The organism is Mycobacteroides salmoniphilum, from assembly GCF_004924335.1.
Taxonomy (GTDB): Bacteria; Actinomycetota; Actinomycetes; order Mycobacteriales; family Mycobacteriaceae; genus Mycobacterium; species Mycobacterium salmoniphilum.
Window position 1 is genome coordinate 4,499,944 of record NZ_CP024633.1, and the last position, 19,753, is coordinate 4,519,696.

17 protein-coding genes and 1 riboswitch are annotated in these 19,753 nt (G+C 63.8%); of the genes, 8 read left to right on the forward strand and 9 right to left on the reverse strand.

Going from position 1 to position 19,753, the window contains the following annotated elements; genetic code table 11:
* Positions 1-24 precede the first annotated feature (24 nt).
* The 3 genes from DSM43276_RS22190 to DSM43276_RS22200 all read right to left on the reverse strand — a co-directional run bounded on the left by DSM43276_RS22190 (position 25) and on the right by DSM43276_RS22200 (position 3,464).
* Positions 25-1,443, reverse strand: coding sequence for an aldehyde dehydrogenase family protein (locus tag DSM43276_RS22190; protein ID WP_078325825.1), 1,419 nt, complete (start codon positions 1,441-1,443; stop codon positions 25-27).
* 156 nt (positions 1,444-1,599) lie between these two features.
* Positions 1,600-2,550, reverse strand: coding sequence for an SAM-dependent methyltransferase (locus DSM43276_RS22195; protein WP_078325824.1), 951 nt, complete (start codon positions 2,548-2,550; stop codon positions 1,600-1,602).
* A complete protein-coding gene (locus tag DSM43276_RS22200) occupies positions 2,547-3,464 on the reverse strand; it encodes a class I SAM-dependent methyltransferase (RefSeq protein WP_078328469.1) in 918 nt (305 codons plus the stop codon). Before DSM43276_RS22200 ends, DSM43276_RS22195 begins: the two co-directional genes overlap by 4 nt.
* Positions 3,465-3,833: 369 nt before the next feature.
* Between DSM43276_RS22200 and DSM43276_RS22205 the strand changes: the two genes are divergently transcribed.
* Positions 3,834-5,090 carry a KasA/KasB family beta-ketoacyl-ACP synthase gene (locus tag DSM43276_RS22205; protein WP_078328470.1) on the forward strand — a complete coding sequence of 419 codons (1,257 nt, stop codon included), beginning with the start codon at positions 3,834-3,836 and terminating at the stop codon, positions 5,088-5,090.
* 90 nt (positions 5,091-5,180) lie between these two features.
* Here the strand turns inward: DSM43276_RS22205 and DSM43276_RS22210 are convergent, their stop codons facing one another.
* Positions 5,181-6,362, reverse strand: coding sequence for an acyl-CoA dehydrogenase family protein (locus DSM43276_RS22210; RefSeq protein WP_078328471.1), 1,182 nt, complete (start codon positions 6,360-6,362; stop codon positions 5,181-5,183).
* 98 nt (positions 6,363-6,460) lie between these two features.
* Between DSM43276_RS22210 and DSM43276_RS22215 the strand changes: the two genes are divergently transcribed.
* The 4 genes from DSM43276_RS22215 to DSM43276_RS22230 are packed head-to-tail and all read left to right on the forward strand — an operon-like array spanning position 6,461 to position 9,453.
* Positions 6,461-6,838, forward strand: a complete 378-nt coding sequence (locus DSM43276_RS22215) for a DUF427 domain-containing protein (RefSeq protein ID WP_078328472.1) — start codon at positions 6,461-6,463, stop codon at positions 6,836-6,838.
* A gap of 46 nt (positions 6,839-6,884) precedes the next feature.
* A complete protein-coding gene (locus tag DSM43276_RS22220; RefSeq protein WP_078328608.1) occupies positions 6,885-7,529 on the forward strand; it encodes a class I SAM-dependent methyltransferase in 645 nt (214 codons plus the stop codon).
* Positions 7,526-8,254 (forward strand): alpha/beta fold hydrolase, encoded by a 729-nt coding sequence (locus tag DSM43276_RS22225; RefSeq protein ID WP_078328473.1) that lies wholly within the window; start codon positions 7,526-7,528, stop codon positions 8,252-8,254. The genes DSM43276_RS22220 and DSM43276_RS22225 overlap by 4 nt, the downstream gene beginning before the upstream one ends.
* 11 nt (positions 8,255-8,265) lie before the next feature.
* Positions 8,266-9,453, forward strand: a complete 1,188-nt coding sequence (locus DSM43276_RS22230; RefSeq protein WP_078328474.1) for an MFS transporter — start codon at positions 8,266-8,268, stop codon at positions 9,451-9,453.
* On the opposite strand, the gene DSM43276_RS22235 is transcribed toward DSM43276_RS22230, so the two are convergent.
* On the reverse strand, positions 9,444-10,865 hold the full coding sequence (locus tag DSM43276_RS22235) for a short-chain fatty acyl-CoA regulator family protein (protein WP_078328475.1): 1,422 nt from the start codon (positions 10,863-10,865) through the stop codon (positions 9,444-9,446). The two genes, DSM43276_RS22230 and DSM43276_RS22235, sit on opposite strands and share 10 nt — an antisense overlap.
* A gap of 118 nt (positions 10,866-10,983) precedes the next feature.
* On the opposite strand from DSM43276_RS22235, the gene prpD reads away from it, so the two are divergent.
* Genes prpD through DSM43276_RS22250 form a run of 3 tightly spaced genes read left to right on the forward strand, consistent with a single transcriptional unit; the run spans position 10,984 to position 14,533 of the window.
* Positions 10,984-12,498, forward strand: coding sequence for a 2-methylcitrate dehydratase PrpD (gene prpD / locus DSM43276_RS22240; RefSeq protein ID WP_078328609.1), 1,515 nt, complete (start codon positions 10,984-10,986; stop codon positions 12,496-12,498).
* Positions 12,495-13,415: a methylisocitrate lyase gene (gene prpB / locus DSM43276_RS22245; RefSeq protein ID WP_136629147.1), complete on the forward strand. Its 921-nt coding sequence runs from the start codon at positions 12,495-12,497 to the stop codon at positions 13,413-13,415. Before prpD ends, prpB begins: the two co-directional genes overlap by 4 nt.
* Positions 13,412-14,533, forward strand: a complete 1,122-nt coding sequence (locus DSM43276_RS22250; protein ID WP_078328476.1) for a bifunctional 2-methylcitrate synthase/citrate synthase — start codon at positions 13,412-13,414, stop codon at positions 14,531-14,533. The genes prpB and DSM43276_RS22250 overlap by 4 nt, the downstream gene beginning before the upstream one ends.
* A gap of 71 nt (positions 14,534-14,604) precedes the next feature.
* Here the strand turns inward: DSM43276_RS22250 and DSM43276_RS22255 are convergent, their stop codons facing one another.
* The 4 genes from DSM43276_RS22255 to metE form a co-directional block, all read right to left on the reverse strand.
* The gene (locus DSM43276_RS22255; protein ID WP_078328477.1) at positions 14,605-15,441 is read right to left on the reverse strand and encodes a DUF6578 domain-containing protein; all 837 of its coding nucleotides are present in this window, start codon (positions 15,439-15,441) and stop codon (positions 14,605-14,607) included.
* 88 nt (positions 15,442-15,529) lie between these two features.
* On the reverse strand, positions 15,530-16,060 hold the full coding sequence (locus tag DSM43276_RS22260; protein WP_078328610.1) for a GNAT family N-acetyltransferase: 531 nt from the start codon (positions 16,058-16,060) through the stop codon (positions 15,530-15,532).
* A gap of 61 nt (positions 16,061-16,121) precedes the next feature.
* Positions 16,122-17,021, reverse strand: coding sequence for a mycobacterial-type methylenetetrahydrofolate reductase (locus DSM43276_RS22265; protein ID WP_078328478.1), 900 nt, complete (start codon positions 17,019-17,021; stop codon positions 16,122-16,124).
* 100 nt (positions 17,022-17,121) lie between these two features.
* Entirely contained in the window at positions 17,122-19,392 is a 2,271-nt protein-coding gene (gene metE / locus DSM43276_RS22270) for a 5-methyltetrahydropteroyltriglutamate--homocysteine S-methyltransferase (RefSeq protein ID WP_078328479.1), read from the reverse strand.
* A 136-nt stretch (positions 19,393-19,528) separates the two neighbouring features.
* Positions 19,529-19,753: riboswitch (cobalamin riboswitch) on the reverse strand.

A 19,753-nucleotide genomic window follows, 5' to 3' on the forward strand; every position in this document is an offset into this window, starting at 1 on the left:
TAATGCGGAGGACGAAAAGCTTTATTACATAAGCTTTTTCATCAACTTCAGGTTCTTCTCCAGGTACGGCGGATACGGCAGCTTGAGGTCCATCTTGGTGCTCTTGTACAGAGTCGACTTGAGATGGCTGAACTCATCGAAACCGGCCTTGCCGTGGTAGGCGCCCATACCGCTGGCACCGACACCGCCGAAGGGCAGGTTCGGGATAACAGCGTGGTAGAGCAGATGATTGATCACCGTGCCACCGGCAGGTACGTCATCGATAAATCGGTTGCCGATCCGCTTCGACTCCGTGAAGGCGTAGGCCGCCAACGGCTTTGGCCGAGAATTGATGAAGTCGATGGCGTCGTCGAGAGAGTCGGCGGTCAGCACCGGCAGGATCGGACCGAAGATCTCGTTCTGCATGAGTGGCTCGTCCGCGCTCGGATCCACCACGATCGTCGGCTCGATGGTGAGCGCGGAAGCATCGGAGGCACCGCCAGTGGCAACCTCACCTTCGGTCGCGGCCAGGTAACCCACCAAGCGATCGAACTGACGCTGGTTGACCACGCGCAGTCCCTTGGACTCCTTGTCGGCCTGGAACTCGGCCCACGCGGCCGTGATCTTCTCGACGAGTTCATCGCGAACCGCCGGGTCGACGAGGACATAGTCGGGAGCCAGACACACCTGACCTGAGTTGAGGCCCTTCATGTATCCGATGCGGCGTGCGGCGACCTCGATATTGGCATCGGCGGCCACGTAGACGGGTGACTTGCCACCCAACTCCAGCGCGACCGGCGTCAGATGTTGCGCGGCGCCTTCCAAGATGCGCTTGCCGATCTCGGTGCCACCGGTGAACAGTGCCTTGTCGAAACCCTGCGCCAGCAGTTCTTGCGTCACCGCACCGTCGCCCTCGACGACGGCCACTGCGTGCGGGTCGAGGTACTGCGGAATGAGTTTGGCCATCAACGCCGATGAGGCGGGCGCGATCTCCGAGGGCTTGATGGCCACGGTGTTGCCGGCCGCCAGCGCGCCAACCACAGGCCCAAGCGTCAGGTACAGGGGGAAGTTCCAGGCACCGATAACGAGCACCGTGCCGTACGGCTCAGGTACCGACCACGCCTTGGCGGGCTGCTGGGCCAGCGGAAGACCCCGCACCCGCTTGCGTCGCATCCAGCGCCGGAGGTTCTTGCGGGCATAGACGACCTCGACGACCGACCCGACAACATCGGCGATCCAGGCTTCGGCCGAGGAGCGCCCCAGGTCCTCGTGCAACGCGGTGGCGATCGCGGCCTCGTTCTCGGTGAAGAGCCGTTCCAGGCCGACGAGCTGCGCCTTGCGCCAATCGTATTCGCGAGTCCTACCCGTCGCGAAGGTCTCGCGCAGGCCCCGAACGATCCCCGGAATGCGTGAGGGCTCGGACGCGGCGTCCTGGTCGGCGGGCGTAGAGATCTCGGTGGTCATATCCGTTCCTCTCGATGGCACGCTCATCAATGAGCACATCTCCGCAGGTCACGTACGCGTACCCGGACGAGCGATGGCAGCTGAGTGAGCTGTATCACCGATGGTAACCAACCAGTTGGGACCTGAGAACCCCGCACCCCCGGGGGCCGAGCTCCGTCAGCCCTTGAGCTCGGCCTCTATCAGGGTGTTCCCGCGCAAGTCCTCTTCGCTGTAAGCCAGGCGGCCCGCATCCGACATCTCCACCTCGGCCGGAATCGCCCGAACCGTCCACCCACGACCGGCGAGCCATTGGGGGACATCGGTGCGGTTCTCGTCGTGGTACATCAGCGATCCGACGTCAAGAGACTCTCCGTCCATTCCCGCCAGCTTGCGGGCCCGGTCGAAATGTTCGCGCATCTTGCTGCGGAACTCGTGTCGCTTGGCGTTGTCCGGTCCGACGGCCTCGACGGCGATCCTGCTGCCCGGAGCGCTCTGATCCACGATCAGTTCGAAGAGCCGATCCTGCGCCTCGGTCGGCAGATACATGAGCAGCCCTTCGGCCAGCCACGCCGTGGGCGATGTGACGTCGAACCCCTCCTGCTGCAGCGCCGCCGGCCAGTCCTGCCGAAGATCGACGGGCACCTCGCGGCGAAGGCAGGCAGAACGCACATCGTGCTCATCGAGTGTTTGGCGCTTGTACTGCAACACGAGCGGCTGATCGATTTCGTACACGGTGGTACCCGCGGGCCAGTCCAGTCGGTACGCACGAGAATCCAGGCCGGCGGCCAGGATCACCACCTGGGTGATCCCCGCGCGCGACGCCCGTTCAAAGAATCCGTCGAAGAATCGAGTGCGGACCGCCTGGTAATCCACCGCGTACTGCATGATGCGGTCGGCTTCGGGGTCGAGCTCGGCGAGCTGCTGGCGCAGCTCATCGCTCGCGATCACTGACCAGGACCCGGCACCCGCACGTTCGACGAGGAGCTGCGCGAACGGATCCTTGATGAGCGGCGTGTCACTACGGGTTTCGGCCGCTCGCGCCGCGGCCACCATGACCGCGGTGGCTCCCACACTGCTCGCGATGTCCCAGCTGTCATCATCGGACCGGGCGGTGGTCGCGTCGGTCACCGCAGTTCTCCCTGGATCAGCTGGCCGCGGAATGTTCCCTGCTCAGCATCCTCGGGCACCGGCCTGCCCAGCCGCGCCATCTCGTCGTGCGCATCAGTCTTGGTCACCGACCATCCGTGTGCCCCAAGCCATTCCGCCGGGTCGGCCCGGTTCTCGTCCTCGTAGATCAAGTTCTCGATCGTGACATCGACATCGATGGCGGTCTTGAACGCGGCACGCACCTGCTCCCGGCGGGCCGCCTCCTCCTCGCTCTCATCCAGGATCAGCTTGCCCTCGTATCCCTCCACGGCAATGTGGCTGCCCGGGGCGCTCAATACACCGATGTTCACGAACAGACTGTCCTGAGCGTCGGCGGGCAAATACGGCAGCAAGCCTTCGGCAAGCCACGCGGTGGGTTGCCCGGAATCGAATCCGGCCGCACGCAGCGCGGCCGGCCAGTCCTCGCGCAGATCGATGGCCACGCCGCGTCGTTGCGCCTTCGGTTGATGGGCGGCAAGCACGGAGGCCTTGAATTCCAGAACCTGGGGTTGGTCGATCTCGAACACGGTGGTGTCGGCAGGCCAGTCGAGCCGGTACGCGCGGGAGTCCAGCCCCGAAGCCAGGATGACGATCTGCCGGACGCCCGCCGCGGTCGCCGCCAGAAAGTAGGCGTCGAAGAAATTGGTGCGCGTGGCCTGGTAGTCGACCATCCGGCCGTAGATCCGGCCCGCCTCGGGATCGGGCCATTCGATGTCGCCGGTCACCAACCGCTCCCAGCCCGTCGATTTACCGGTCGCGTCGACCAGTATCTGAGCGAACGGATCGTTGATGAGCGCGTCGGCACGCAGTGTCTCGGTAGCGCGAGCGGCCGCCACCCCGAGAGCGGTCGCGCCCACGCTGGAAGTGATGTCCCAGCTGTCCCCGTCGACCCGCATGTGGCTCCTCTCACGGCAAACTAGACCCAATAGTGAGCAATGCTACCGATCTCCATCGGTGGCCGGCATTGTGCCGCGGGTCACATTCGGCCTGTTCGGGCGCAGGTGACCGCACCATTCATTCATTTGCCCGCCACTTTGGATAGGCTGTGCTGCAGAACGTCAACCGCCCAGACACACTTGGTCAATTTATGCAGTTCCTACCCGGATCTGGCATAAGGTTCATCATCGAATCCGTTTGATGACCCACCCTGGCGAAGTTCGCTGGCAGAGGGCTTACTAAAATCCGGTCCAAGAGATAGCTCAGATGAAGTTCGAAAGGGGATAGAACGTGCTTGCCACGTACATGTCCACGGGGGGATGTCAATAATGGCCAAACCATCTACCGCAAATGGCGGCTTTCCGAACATCGTCGTGACCGGCATGGCCATGACGACGTCGATCGCACCGGATGTCGAGGGCACCTGGAAGGGACTGCTCGCCGGCGAGAGCGGCATCCGCACCCTCGAAGACGACTTCGTGGCCCACTACAACCTGCCGGTGAAGATCGGCGGGCACCTCAAGGTCCGCGACTTCGACAAAGGCATGACGAAAATCGAGCACCGTCGTCTGTCCTACGTCCAGCGCTTGGCAGCGATTATGGGCCGCCAGGTCTGGGAGGACGCCGGGGCTCCCGACGTCGACCTGGAACGTCTGGCGGTGTCGGTCGGCACCGGTCTCGGCGGCGCCGAGAAAATGGTCGAGGCCTACGACGATATGCGCGCCAAGGGTACGAAAGTCGTTTCGCCCCTGGCTGTTCAGATGTTCATGCCCAACGGAGCGGCCGCCGTCATCGGGCTGGAGCGCAAGGCCCGTGGCGGCGTCATCACTCCCGTATCGGCATGCGCGTCGGGCAATGAGGGCATCGCGCACGCGTGGCGTCAGATCGCCTACGGCGATGCCGATATCGCCATCTGCGGCGGTGTCGAGGCGGCCATCGAGGCCGTCCCGATCGCGGCGTTCGCCAACATGCGCATCGTGATGTCGACCGATAACGACAACCCCGCAGGTGCCTCGCGTCCGTTCGACAAGAATCGCACCGGCTTCGTCTTCGGCGAGGGCGCCGCACTCATGGTCATCGAGACCGAGGAACATGCCAAGGCGCGGGGAGCTCGGATTTACGCTCGCCTACTCGGTGCAGGCATCACGTCGGACGGTTTCCACGTCGTGGCACCGCATCCGGACGGCATCGGCGCCGCCAAGGCAATGAACCGGGCCCTGGAGACCGCCGGACTGGACGCCAAGGACATCGACCACGTCAACGCCCATGCCACCGCAACAAGCGTGGGCGATGTCGCCGAGGGCAAGGCCATCCATAACTCGAACCTGCACCACGCCGCGGTCTACGCACCCAAGGGCGCCCTCGGGCACTCGGTGGGTGCGGTCGGTGCCGTCGAAGCCGTCATCACAGTGAAGTCGTTGCAGGAGGGCATCATTCCGCCCACCCTCAACTATGAGACGCCTGATCCGGAGATCGAACTCGACATCGTCAGCAAGGAGCCCCGCAAGGGCAACTACAAGTACGCGATCAACAACTCGTTCGGGTTCGGTGGCCACAACGTGGCAATCGCCCTCGGCAAGTACTGATCCATTTCTCTTCCCTGACTCGCCGTCTGGCTGCGGATTCGTATCGCACGATTCCGCAGCTAGGCGGCGTGTCGGCGTTCGGGCGCTGGCCTACCGGAACGCCGGGATACCGGTGAGTGCCTGGCCGATGACCAGCGTGTGCATCTCGCTGGTGCCCTCATAAGTCAACACCGACTCCAGGTTGTTGGCATGCCGCATCACCGGGTACTCCCCCGAAATACCGTTCGCACCAAGGATTGTTCTGGCCGTCCTGGCGATCTCGATGGCCTCGCGCACGTTGTTGAGCTTGCCCAGGCTGACCTGCGGTGTGGTCAACGTGTCCGCGTCCTTACGACGGCCCAGATGCAATGCCAACAACAGACCCTTGCCGTACTCGAGTGTCATGTTGGCCAGCTTCTCCTGGGTCAACTGGAATCCAGCGATCGGGCGATCGAACTGTTCTCGGGTCTGGGCGTAATCGAGTGCGGTACGTAGGCATTCACGCGCCGCACCCATCGAGCCGAAGATGATGCCGAAGCGCGCCTCGTTGAGGCATGACAGCGGTGCCTTGAGCCCGATCGCCTCCGGTAGCCGGTTCTTCTCCGGCACCCGCACATCGCTGAGGTTGAGTTCGGCGGTCACCGACGCGCGCAAGGACATCTTGGACCGGATGGTCTGGGCGTTGAATCCCGCTGAATCGGTCGATACCAGGAATCCACGAACACCCTCGTCCGTCTGCGCCCAGATGACAGCGACGTCGGCGATCGACCCGTTGGTGATCCACATCTTGGTGCCGTTGACGATCCAGTCGCTGCCATCGCGCCGGGCATGGGTGCGCATTCCGCCGGGGTTGGACCCGAAATCGGGTTCGGTCAGACCGAAACACCCCAGCTCCTCCCCCGTCGCCATCCGCGGCAGCCACTTCTGTTTCTGCGCATCACTGCCGTAGGCATAGATGGCGTACATCGCCAGTGATCCCTGCACACTGACCAGTGACCGGATCCCCGAGTCGCCCGCCTCGAGCTCCATACACGCCAGTCCGTATGCGAGAGAGGATGTTCCGGAGCATCCATAACCCTGCAGGTGCATACCGAGCACACCGATCTTGCCCAGCTCCAACGCAAGCTTGCGTACCGGTAGGTCACCGTCTTCGTACCAGCGCTGAACGTTGGGAACCACGCGCGCCTGAACCAGCGCACGCACGCTGTTGCGAATCGCGCGTTCCTCGTCGCTGAGCAACGCGTCGATACCGAACAGCTCGTCGGGGTCACTTCGGTCAGCATCCGCAGCCATGTCGCAGACCCTAGCGCCCGGGGGCCTTGCCCCGGCCAGGAACTGAAGCGGTACAGCCGCTCAAACCTGCGGAGCCAGGGAAGCCTACCCTCGGAAATATGTCCTCCCCCGACAGGCCGCATCTGGTTCCCGGCCCGGACCACCCCATCGACATCGCGCCCTCCGGTACCCGCGTCGTGGTCACGTCCGGCGATGTCACCATCGCCGACACCACCCACGCGCTGCGGCTGCAGGAGTCCACCTATCCGCCCGTGTACTACCTCCCACCCGACGCGGTGAACTGGGAGGTGCTCCAGCGCACCGATACCCACACCTACTGCCCGTACAAGGGCGAGGCGTCGTATTACTCGGTGCACACACCAGAGGGAACGATCGAAGACGCCGTCTGGACCTACGAAGACCCGTATCCGGCGGTCTCCCCGATCGCCCGTCATCTGGCCTTCTATCCCGACCGGGTCAACGTCACCGCGCAGTGACCGCACCCGTATGGCGACCCCCTGGTTGCTGGCGTACCTTGTGCGCATGACGACGGTTCAACGGCGAGCTTTCAACGACCAGGTGACGCGGTTCTGGGGCCGTGCCGCCAAGGCATACGACTGGGCACCGCTACAACAATGGGTGTACCGACCCGCGCAGGACGAGATAATCGCCCTACTACGTCAACACAAGTCCCAGCGGGTCGTCGATATCGCCTGCGGTACCGGCATTCTGGCGACACGCATCCAGGAGGAACTCGGACCCGAGCGGGTGCACGGGGTCGATATGTCCGAAGGGATGCTCGCCCAGGCGAAGGCCCGATCGGCGCTGGTCGACTGGCAGTTCGCGCCTGCCGAGAAGCTGCCGTTCGACGACGGTGCGTTGGACGCGGTGGTGTCCACCTCGGCGTTCCACTTCTTTGATCAGCCCGCTGCGCTCGCCGAATTCCATCGGGTGCTGGCTCCCGGCGGATTCACCGCCATCACCACATTCACCCCCGACCGCGCCTCCGCCCCGATCCTGCGCCGAATCTTCGGTGACCGCGTGCCCGCAAGCGTTCCGTCGAAGGCCGAGATGCGTCAGATGTTCGAGACCGCCGGATTCGAGGTTGCGGTGCAGCGACCGGTGCGCCACCCCTTCACTCTCCCCTTCGTGGAGTTCGATCGACTCACGGTGGGCATCAAGCAATGACCCGGTGGCTGCTGCTACGCGGCCTGAGCCGCGAGAAGCGCCACTGGGAGCAGTTCCCGCAAGTCTTCGCCGAATCGCTTGGTGTTCAGGTGGAATGCCTGGACGCACCAGGATTCGGCACCGAGTTCCAGCGCACCTCGCCCGCGAGCATCTCCGCGATCACGGACGACATCCGATCCCGGCTGGACCGTGGCGGTGACACGTGGTCACTGCTCTCCATATCTCTGGGCGGCATGATCGGACTCGACTGGTGCGCGCGTTATCCCGGGGACTTCGAGCGCGCCGTCATCATCAATTCGAGCACCGCCGCGACCCCGGTGTGGCAGCGGTTTCTGCCGTCGTCGATTCCCAACCTGGTGCTCGGACGGTTCCGTGCCGACGTGCCGCGCGAGCGCGCGATCCTGGCGCAGACCGCCAACAACCCCGACCTCGATCTCGAGGCACTGTCCCGGCGGTGGGCCGGGTACCTGCAGACACAGCGCCCCTCCAGCGCCAGCATCGCCCGCCAGATCACTGCGGCCATCGCCTTCCGGATACCGAAACGCATCGATACCCCGCTGTTGGTGCTGACCTCCGCCAATGATCGGCTCGTGAGTTCCTCTGCGTCGGGCACGATCGCCAACACATTCGGCGCCCCCTTGGCGGTGCATACTTCCGCCGGGCACGACCTTCCCCTCGACGACGGCGTATGGATCGCCGAGCAGGTAAGACGGTGGATCGACTAAATTCACCAGCTGTGCCACAACGTCTTTCGGCTTGGCGATTCGTCACCACTTTTGGCGTCATCAGCATGTTCGCCGATATCGTCTACGAGGGCGCGCGCTCGATCACGGGGCCGCTCCTGGCGTCACTCGGGGCAACCGCTCTCGTCGTGGGCGTGGTGACCGGAATCGGCGAGGCCGCGGCGCTGGCGCTGCGCCTGGTGTCGGGCCCCCTCACCGACCGCACCCGCATGTTCTGGAGCTGGACCATCGCCGGTTACGCGCTCACGGTGGCCACGGTCCCGTTCCTGGGTCTGGCCAGCGTGCTCTGGGTTGCCGCCACTTTGGTAATCGCCGAACGTGTGGGCAAGGCGGTACGCAGCCCCGCCAAGGACACCTTGCTCTCGCACGCCACCTCAGTCACTGGCCGCGGCAAGGGTTTCGCGGTACATGAGGCCATGGACCAGGTCGGCGCAATCACCGGTCCATTGGTGGTGGCCGGCATGCTCGCACTCACCCAGGGGAACTACCTGCCGACATTCGCCGTCCTGGCGATTCCGGGAGCCGTTGCGCTGGCCCTGCTGTTCTGGCTTCGCCGGCGGGTACCCCATCCCGAACGGTATGAAGACACTGCGGACACACCTGACACACCGGCCGTGCGCCAGAAACTCCAACTGCCGATGAGATTTTGGCGGTATGCGGGATTCTCCGGGATCACCGTGTCCGGATTCGCAACCTTTGGTGTGCTGTCATTTCACATGATCGACCGGGGCGTCCTCGTACCCGCCGCAGTGCCGTTGGTATACGCCGTCGCGATGGCCGCCGCCGCCGTCGCTGCCCTGTTCTCCGGCTGGACGTACGACCGGATAGGACCGAAAACCCTTGTGGTTCTGCCCATTGTCGGCGCCGCCGTACCGATGCTGGCATTCACGGACTCCTTGGTGGGCATCGTGCTCGGTGCACTGCTGTGGGGCACCGCCGTCGGGATTCAGGAATCCACCCTGCGTGCTGTGGTCGCGGACCTCGTGCCGCCGCCGCGTCGGGCCACCGCGTACGGGGTTTATGCGGCCGTGCTCGGCACGGCAACCGCGATCGGCGGGACGCTCACGGGTTACCTCTATGAGGTGTCCATTCCCATGCTCATCGCGGTGGTCGGTGTGATTCAGTTGGTCGCATTGATCGCCGCCGCACCCACCGTGCTGCGGCACGCCGATCAGGTGTAGGGCAGGCGGCTGCTGGCGTCCTCGTCGACGTGGACACTGCGGCCAATGTAGGGAAACGCACGCTGTGCGCAGGATTCGCGCACGCACACCTTGCAGCCCGGACCAATCGGCACGGCGGTTGCCGGATCGTCGATCGCGATTCCTGTCGAGTACACCAGGCGATGTGCGTGGGCGATATCGCATCCGAGCCCGATCGCGAACGACTTCGGCGTGCTGAGGAATCCACCTGTTGACGTGCTACTGGTGCGCGCGACCCAAAAGTACGTACGGCCATCGGGCATCTCCGCGACCTGGGTCACAAACTGCCCGGGGTTCGAAAACGCCTCGTGCACGACCCACAGGGGGCAGTTTCCACCCACCCTGGAGAAGTGAAATGCCGTGGCGGATTGACGTTTCGAGATATTTCCCGCGCGATCGGTGCGCACCAGGATGAACGGAACCCCACGCATGGAGGGACGCTGCAGGGTGGACAACCGGTGACAGACGGTCTCGTGTCCGACCTCGAACTGCCGTGCCAGGATGTCGACGTCATACCGGCTGGACTCCGCCGCATGGTGAAACTGTTTGTACGGCAAAAGGAATGCACCGGCGAAGTAGTTGGCCAGACCGATCCGGGCGACGCCAAGGGCCTCCGGGCTCAGCTGCTCGGCACCCGAGAGGATTGCCGCCATGGTCTCGGTCTGCGTCAACAGAGCCAATTGGGTGGCCATTTGGAATGCGCGCTGGCCGGGCGTGAGCCAATGCGCGATGCGCAGAACCCCGGCTTCCGTGTCGAACCGGCGCTTGGACGAATCCGAAAGTGCCCCACCCTTGGTCACCGTGGCCGCGATGCCATGATCTTGCTTCAACACCGTGGCCAGCTGCGCGTCGAGCCCGCCGATGTGCAACCCGTAATGCTCGAATAGGTCTTCGGCGGCGGTATCGAGCTCACCGAGATAATTCTTGTGATCGTAGAAGAAGTCGCGAACCTCTTCGAACGGCATAGGACGCAGCGGCTCTCGTATCGAGTCACCGATCGTTGCCGCGTTCTCGGTCGCGCGGTAGCTCTCCAGCTCCGCAGTGACATCTCGCAGCCTGCGGTGCATGCCCACCAGGGTCTGACCCACCGATGGCATTCGGGCGACCAGCTCTTCGAGCTGTAGATCACTCACCTCGCCCACCGCCGCTTCGGTGAATATCTCGCCAAGATCCGCGACGAGCCGCGCATCGGAGTCCGGGGAGAAGTAGTGCGGCGACAGGTCGAACCGTTCGGTGAGCCGCAGCAGCACCGCGACCGTCACCGGACGCGCGTCGTTCTCCAGCTGATTGACGTAGCTCGTCGACAAATCCAGAACGCGCGCGAGCGCCGCTTGCGTCAGGCCACGCTCCTCGCGCAACCTCCGCAACCGCGCTCCGGCGAACGGTCTGGACATGTCGTCAGGATAACTCCATATCTATTTGCAATGTTTGCAAGATATGCCGACTAAGGATACAGAAATACGCATTTACATGGTCTTTCTATCTCCTAACCGCGTGCGTAATGTGCGGATCATGCACGTTCACTCCGTACACACGCGCCGCAGCGCCGACGACTTCCCCCGCGACCAACACCTCGCCTGGAAGATCGCCGAGGTCGCTTCGGACCCCGTTGCCGTTCCCGCCGACACCGAAGCGATGGTCATCAACCGGATCATCGACAACGCCGCCGTCAGCGCCGCCTCGGTCATCCGCCGCCCCGTCACCGTCGCACGCCGCCAGGCGCAGGCACACGCGGTGTCTTCGGGTGGACGCGGCGCCAATGTCTTCGGTGTCAGCGGTGGCTACTCGGCCGAGTGGGCGGCATGGGCCAACGGCGTCGCCGTACGCGAGCTGGATTTTCACGACACCTTCCTGGCCGCCGACTACTCACACCCCGGCGACAACATTCCACCGTTGGTGGCCGTGGCCCAGCAGCTCGGTATCGGCGGAACCGATCTCATTCGGGGTCTGGCCACCGCATACGAAACTCAGATCAACCTGACCCGCGGAATCTGTCTGCACGAGCACAAGATTGACCATGTCGCACACCTCGGCCCCTCGGTGGCCGCCGGCCTGGGCACCATGCTGAAGCTCGACACCGAGACGATCTATCAGGCCATTGGTCAGGCCCTGCACCTGACAACCGCGACCCGGCAGTCCCGCAAGGGGCTCATCTCCAGCTGGAAGGCCTACGCGCCGGCCTGGGCCGGGAAGGTCGCCATCGAGGCCGTGGACCGCGCCATGCGCGGCGAGGGTGCGCCGTCCCCGATCTGGGAGGGTGAGGACGGCGTGATCGCCTGGCTGCTCGGCGGGCCCGAGAAGGTCTACGAGGTTCCGCTGCCGGGTCCCGGCGAGGAGAAGCGCGCGATCCTGGACAGCTACACCAAGGAGCATTCCGCCGAGTACCAGAGCCAGGCTCCCATCGACCTGGCCCGCAGGATGCGCGAGCGCATTGGCGACCTGGAGCAGATCGCAACGATCGTTCTGCACACCAGCCACCACACCCACGTCGTCATCGGCACCGGATCCAACGATCCACAGAAGTTCGACCCCGACGCCTCGCGCGAGACACTCGACCACTCGGTCATGTACATCTTCGCCGTCGCCCTGGAGGACGGCACCTGGCATCACGAGCGTTCGTATGCACCCGAACGCGCACACCGCGCCGAGACGATCGACCTCTGGAACAAGATCAGCACCGTCGAGGATCCCGAGTGGACTCGTCGCTACCACTCGAGCAACCCCGACGAGAAGGCATTCGGCTGCAAGGCCGTCGTCACTCTCAAGAACGGCGAGGTGATCACCGATGAGCTGGCGATCGCCGACGCGCACCCGCTGGGGGCACGCCCCTTCGCCCGGGAGAACTACGTCAACAAGTTCACGGTGTTGTCCGACGGCGTTATCGAACAGCATGAGCAGAATCGATTCCTTTCCGTAGCACAGGGATTGGCCGATCTGAAGGCGGGCTCACTGGGTGCGCTCAATCCGCTCGTGGATGCCGTTGTCCTCGACAAGGCGCCCACGACTCCCGAGGGGATCTTTAAGTGACCTCACTTCTTGCCTCCGCCACGGATGCGGCCGCCAAGCGCGCCGCGTTCCGGGAAGGCTTGGCCTCGGGGGACCTGCTGCGCCTACCCGGAGCGTTCTCGCCGCTGGTGGCCAAGCTGATTCAGGAAATCGGGTTCGAGGGCGTCTACGTCTCGGGCGCGGTGCTGTCTGCCGATCTAGGGCTCCCCGATATCGGTCTGACAACACTCACCGAGGTCTCGGCCCGCGGCCGACAGATTGCCTCGGTCACCGACCTGCCGACGCTGATCGACGCGGACACCGGCTTCGGCGAACCGATGAGTGCTGCTCGTACGGTGACCGTGCTCGAAGATGCCGGGCTGTCCGGCTGCCATTTCGAGGATCAGGTGAATCCCAAGCGGTGCGGGCATCTTGACGGCAAGGCCGTCGTCGAGACCGCGGAGATGGTTCGGCGGCTCCGTGCGGCGGTTTCCGCCCGGCGCGACCCCAATTTCGTGATCTGCGCCCGCACCGACGCGGCGGGCATCGAGGGGTTGCCCGCGGCAATCGACCGCGCAAAGGCCTATGCCGATGCGGGCGCGGATCTCATCTTCACCGAGGCACTCAGCGATATCGGCGAATTCGAGAAGTTCCGTGCCGCGGTCGATGTTCCCCTGCTCGCCAACATGACCGAATTCGGAAAGTCTGAACTCGTGACGGCAGGCCAGCTCCGCGAGGTCGGGTACAACGTCCTCATCTATCCCGTCACGACCCTGCGGCTGGCGATGTTCGCAGTGGAGCAAGGTCTTCGTGAAATCGATTCGGCGGGAACACAGTCGGGCCTGCTGGACCAAATGCAGCATCGCAGTCGCCTGTACGAGCTGCTCCGCTACTCCGAATACAACCAGTTCGACACCGAGATCTTCAATTTCAGCCTCAATGGAGGAGGAGCCCGATGACCACCGCGACCCCGACCATTCACAAGGGACTTGCCGGCGTCGTGGTGGACACCACCGCCATCTCCAAGGTGGTGCCCGAGACCAACTCGCTCACCTACCGCGGATATCCGGTCCAGGACCTGGCCGCCCGGTGCAGCTTTGAGCAGGTCGCCTATCTGCTGTGGCACGGCGAGCTGCCGAATGAGGGCGAGCTCGCGCTGTTCAACCAACGCGAGCGCGCGCAGCGCCGCCTGGACCGCTCCCTGATGTCCCTGCTGGCCAAGTTGCCGGAGACCTGCCACCCGATGGACGTCGTGCGCACCGCGATCAGTGTTCTGGGTGCCGAGGATCCTTCCGAGGACGACAGCACCCCGGAAGCCAATTACGCCAAGTCACTTCGCATGTTCGCGGTGCTGCCGACGATTGTCGCGGCTGACATGCGCCGCCGCCGTGGGCTCGACCCCATTCAGCCCCACAGCCACCTCGGCTACTCCGCCAACTTCCTGCGGATGTGCTCCGGCGAGGTTCCGGACCCGGTGATCGTCACGGCGTTCGAACAATCGATGATCCTGTACGCCGAGCACAGCTTCAACGCCTCGACCTTCGCCGCCCGCGTGGTGACCTCGACACAATCCGATATCTACAGTGCGGTCACCGCCGCCATCGGCGCGCTCAAGGGCTCCCTGCACGGCGGTGCCAACGAGGCCGTCATGCACGACATGATCGAGATCGGGGATGCCGCCAAGGCCGCAGAATGGTTGCAGGGCAAGCGGGCCCGCAAAGAGAAGGTCATGGGTTTCGGGCATCGCGTGTACAAGAACGGCGATTCTCGGGTGCCGACGATGCGTGCCGCCCTGGAGGACGTGGCACGGGTTCGTGATGGTCGTCAGTGGCTCGAGATCTACAAGGTGCTCGAGTCCGAGATGGACGCGGCCACCGGTATCAAGCCCAATCTGGACTTCCCCACCGGGCCAGCCTACTACCTCATGGGATTCGACATCCCCTGCTTTACACCGATTTTCGTGATGAGTCGGATCACCGGCTGGACCGCACACATCATGGAGCAGGCAGCGGCGAACGCCCTGATCCGGCCGTTGAGCGAATACTCCGGAAAGCCTCAGCGCTCACTCGCGTCGTAGGTTGACCGCCGAGTGTGCGGTTTGTGTCGACATTTCGCTGATTATCGACACAAACCGCACACTCGATTCGGTTAGTTCGGCATTCTGTCACACAGCAATTGGATGAACAGCTCATCCGGCGGGGCTGCCTCCGGGTCGATGTTGAGGAAGCCGGTGTAGAGCCCATCTGGTGAGTGCACCGTACGACTAACTTGCCCGGCAATGCCCGTGACAACACCCACATAGCCGCGCATATCGTCCACGCTCAGCCGAGGGTCTGCGAGATCGACTGTCACTCGATCTCCCCGTGACGGAATCGCCGCGCCAAACACTTCCGGCGGCCCGTAAACAAACAGCGTTCGTCGGCCTCGGTCCCGCGCGTCGCGCAGCGCCTCAATGTCACCGTCGGTTGGCTCGACCAACGCGGTCACGCGCAGCCCCACAACCGATCCCGTGATCACCCGCTGCCCGATCTCACCCACCGATGGCTCCTCGGGCCATCGCGTCGCAAGCTCGACGGGTCGGTACTGAAACGATGTCGGCCGATGGTTCATGCAACCGGACTCGTCTCGATACGTGGTGGCCGACACGTCGTACAGTTCCTCAACCACGCCAAGCAGCCGGGGCCAGCTTTGGCTCTCATGCCACGTGGCCCAGAGGATTACCAATCCATTCGCGGGATCTCCGTATGTTGGATCCCAGCTTGCACAACCGTAGGGAAACCGAACAATCTCGCGGTCCTCGTCCCAGTTGACTGCCGCCGCTGACGCAAGTAGGTAGCCATTCTCAGCGGGATAGGCGCAGATCTGCCAATCGACGGCCTGGCCTATCTCGGGAGTCCTACCGCAGCATTGGTATTCCCAACGTGAAATACCCAGGTATACAAGAGATTCGTTCCGAGCCGGAACCCTGTTGATCACTGAAAGCATCGAGTGTTAGGCGAACGGAGCACGAACGCTCCGGACCCGATGTACCGAGCGTAAGGTTAGCCAGCATCGCACCAAGCGTCAACACCGTTCATTCGGGCCGCGACAACAGCCCGCCTACCCACCAATCAGCCGGTTCCTCTCGCCGATACGCGCGCTGGCGCAACAGCCCCTCCATCTCGAACCCGACCGCTTCCGCCACGGCCCGCGAACCGTCGTTGCCGACTACGGCCCACCACTCGATGCGATGGGCGGCCAGCTCATCAAATCCCCACTGGCACAGTCGCCGAATCGCCTCGGCAGTGAGCCCCTTGCGGCGATATTGCGCAGCCGACCAATACCCCACCTCCACCACGCCAGGTGTGATCGACTTGAGCGAACAGGTACCGACGAGCTCGCTTGTCTCCCTGAGAAAGAACCCGAACCCATATCGGGAGTTGTCTGCCCACTCCTGCGCTGACCTGGCCATGAAATTCCGCGCATCCTCACGGGAGTACGGCGCTGGGAGCGGGAGGTAGTACGTGATCTCCGGGTCATTGCACGCTTCGACAATCGCAGCCCCGTCCGCGGCGTTGATGGCGCGCAGAACCAACCGGTCCGTGCGCAACTCGACAGGTTCCATGCGACCAGTCTCGACCACGAATTCGGATGTGGTCAAAGGAATTCCGGGCGACCGCGTTCCGTCAGGCACTCTCGCCGACGGGTGACCAGTACTCCAGCATCTCGGCGAAGGTCTCGAAGGCCGGCCTGGCGAGACCGTATGGTGCTTCGAAATGCACGCTCAAGGGGAAGCCGAGGTCTGCCACGCCGTCGATGACTCGTTTGTAGAGATCGACAAGCTGTGGACGTCTGGCATCAGGTTCGCAGGCAGCGAGCGACTTGACGAAATTCTGTTCGCGCGCAACGGATTCATTGCCGGGATCCTGGATCAGCCAGTCGATGAGCCCGACCTTGGACTCCAGCTTCGGCACGAAACCGAACGACAGCAGAACCTCCGGCCGGTGGTCGCTTGTGCGTGCGAACTCTTGCAGAAAGCCAACCACCGCATCGGAGTACAGCAGCTGGGTCATGGCGAAGGTGGCGCCCTTATCGCATTTGAAGGAAAAGCGACCCTGTTCCCCACTACGGGTTGGGATCAGAATCACTCCCCTGTTCTCGACGATGTCATCGAACTTCGACAACGCGTCGGTCGGTGGAATGCCCGAGCCTTCGCCATCGCTCATGGTGCGCGGTACACCGACGAAGATCACGCCGTCCATCCCGGCTTCGGTCAGGCCGGTCAGCCGGCCCCGCAACGACGTCTCGTCAGAAAAGGATGTGACCTGCGTGCACAGTCCCCGCATGGTCGGCAGCTCGGACCGGATGATCGACCAATAGTCGACGACATCCAGTTTCGGCTTCATCTCCAGTGGGCGATCGCCGTCCTCCACGATCATCGAGGGGATCATGACGTGGTCGATGCGACCGTCGATGCCGAATTCCGCCGAGAACCTGGACAGTTTCTGCAGTTCTTCGGACGCTTTGTCGAGTCCGCCATCGACATTGGGAGGCACCAACTCCAGCGCAACGGTATTCATGGACACCAGGGACCTCCGATTAGTCTCGCTAATGGTTTATACACCAATTAAATTCACGCGCGAGCAGTCCCCCGCGAAGGGGACTGCTCGCGCGCTCATCGCCGAACTAGGCGCCCGCACGCACCTCGGTCGCGGCGGCCACCAGGTTGGCCAGCGAGGCAGTTACCTCGTCAGCCTTCCGGGTCTTCAGGCCACAGTCAGGATTGACCCAGAGACGCTGCGCGGGAACGGCCTGCAGCGCCTCACGTAGCGAATTCGCCATCTCGGCCGTCGACGGCACCCGCGGCGAGTGGATGTCGTACACACCCGGGCCGACGCTATTGGAGAAACCGATCGCGTTGAGGTCATCGAGCACCTCCATGTGCGAACGGGCGGCCTCGATCGAGGTCACGTCCGCATCCAGGTCGGCGATCGCGCCGATCACCTCGCCGAATTCCGAGTAGCACAGGTGCGTGTGGATCTGCGTCGCATCGGATACCCCCGAGGTGGAGAGCCGGAATGCGTCGACCGCCCAGTCCAGGTACGCGGCCTTGTCCGCCGAGCGCAGCGGCAGCAGCTCACGCAACGCGGGCTCGTCCACCTGAATGATGGCTATACCGGCGTTCTGTAGATCCACCGTCTCGTCCCGAATAGCCAGCGCGATCTGGTTGGCGGTGTCCGCCAACGGCTGATCGTCACGCACAAACGACCACGCGAGGATGGTCACCGGCCCGGTCAGCATGCCCTTGACGTACTTCGGCGTCAGCGACTGGGCATAGGTGGCCCACTCGACGGTCATCGGGTTCTGCCGTGCGACATCGCCATACAGGATCGGCGGGCGCACGCAGCGGCTGCCGTACGACTGAACCCAGCCGTTCTGGGTAGCGAAGAAGCCATCCAGCTGCTCGGCAAAGTACTGCACCATGTCGTTGCGTTCCGGCTCGCCATGCACCAGCACATCCAGGCCCAGCTTCTCCTGCAGCGCAATGACATCGGCGACCTCGGCACGCATCCGCCGCACGTACTCGGCGTCGTCGATCTCGCCCTTGGTCAGGGCTTGACGCGCCTTGCGGATCTCGACAGTCTGCGGGAACGACCCGATCGTCGTGGTCGGCAGCTCGGGCAGCTTCAGCCGCTCGTCCTGGCTGCGACGGCGCTCTGCGGCATCGCCACGTGAAACACCCTCCGCCAGAATAGAATCCAGCCGCTCACGAATCTGACCGTTGTTGAGACGCGGATCCGTCTTGCGAGATTCGACGGCCGCATTCGACGCCGCGAACTCCGCGGCAACCACATCGCGTCCCTCGCCCAGTGCCCGCGCCAGCACCACGACTTCCTTGACCTTCTCGTCGGCGAAAGCCAACCAGCTGCGCAGCTGGTCATCGAGTTCGGTCTCCGGTTCCAGCGAGTAGGGCACATGCAGCGTCGAGCACGATGTCGAGACCGCCACCGCACCCGCCGGCCCCAGCAGCGTCGCAAGTGTGCTCAACGCCGATTCGAGGTTGGTGCGCCAGATGTTGCGGCCGTCGACGACGCCTGCCACCACAGTCTTTCCGGTAAGTTCCGGCGCCGATGCCACACCCGAGGCCGAACCGTAGACCAGGTCGATACCGATCGCCTCGATCGGGGTGCGGGCCAACGCCGGGAGTGCGGCACCCAGGTCCCCGAAATAGCTCGCGACGAAGATCGCGGGCCGGTCGGCAACGGTGCCGAGGCGGCCGTACACCCGCTCGGCCAGCTCTGGGCCGTTCGGCAAGATATCGGTGACGAGTACGGGCTCATCGATCTGGACCCAACCAACCCCGGCCTCCGAAAGCTGCACCAGCAGCTGCTCGTACAGCGATACCACCTCGTCGAGGCGCTCGATGGGTGCACCGGCTCCGTCGACAGACTTGCTCAACGCAAGGAAGGTGATAGGACCAACGACAACCGGTCGAGCCGTAATACCTAGGGCTGCAGCCTCTTTCAGCTCACCGAACAGCTTCGTCGGGTTGAGCGTGAACTCTGTGTCCGGTCCGATCTCCGGCACCAGGTAGTGGTAGTTGGTGTCGAACCATTTGGTCATTTCCAGCGGCGTCACGTCGTCATTGCCGCGTGCGGCGGCGAAGTAGCGGTCGAGGTCGTCGGTGATGCCTGCGACGCGGGGTGGGAGCGCTCCCAGCAGCACCGCGGTATCGAGCACCTGGTCGTAGTACGAGAAGGTGTTCACCGGCACGGAGTCGAGCCCGGCGGCCGCCAGTGCGGACCAGTTGTCGCGCCGAAGCCCGGCTGCGACGGTCTCAAGCTCGGTACGACTGGTGCGCCCGGCCCAGTAGCTTTCGGTAGCCCGTTTGAGCTCACGACGCGGGCCGATGCGCGCCGAACCGAGCGTGGTTGCCTTCAATGATGGAGTGGTCATGCTGTCCTCTGTCTACGGCGTGGTGGCCACCGCCCAGGACAAGCAAGCCGAGCCCGAATAACCAACACACACTGGTGTTGGTTGAAACCGATTCGGCCATACGCCCATTCCGCGAGGCGATGATCCGTCGGGCGCGGCGCACCCGACACAGCTGGCAGGTCTTCGGACTTGCAGGCATTACCCGGGCTCAGGTTTTCCTACGGGCCGTCGCTTCCCAGGATCGTTGATAGCTTTCCCAGTGCGTATGACGGCGATCGTTCCTGCATACCGCTGCGGGACAGTCCCGGATTCTCACCGGGTTCCCTCTCATCGCGGGTCCCCATGGGGTCCGCGACTCGACGCCAGTACCGACCGAAGCCGA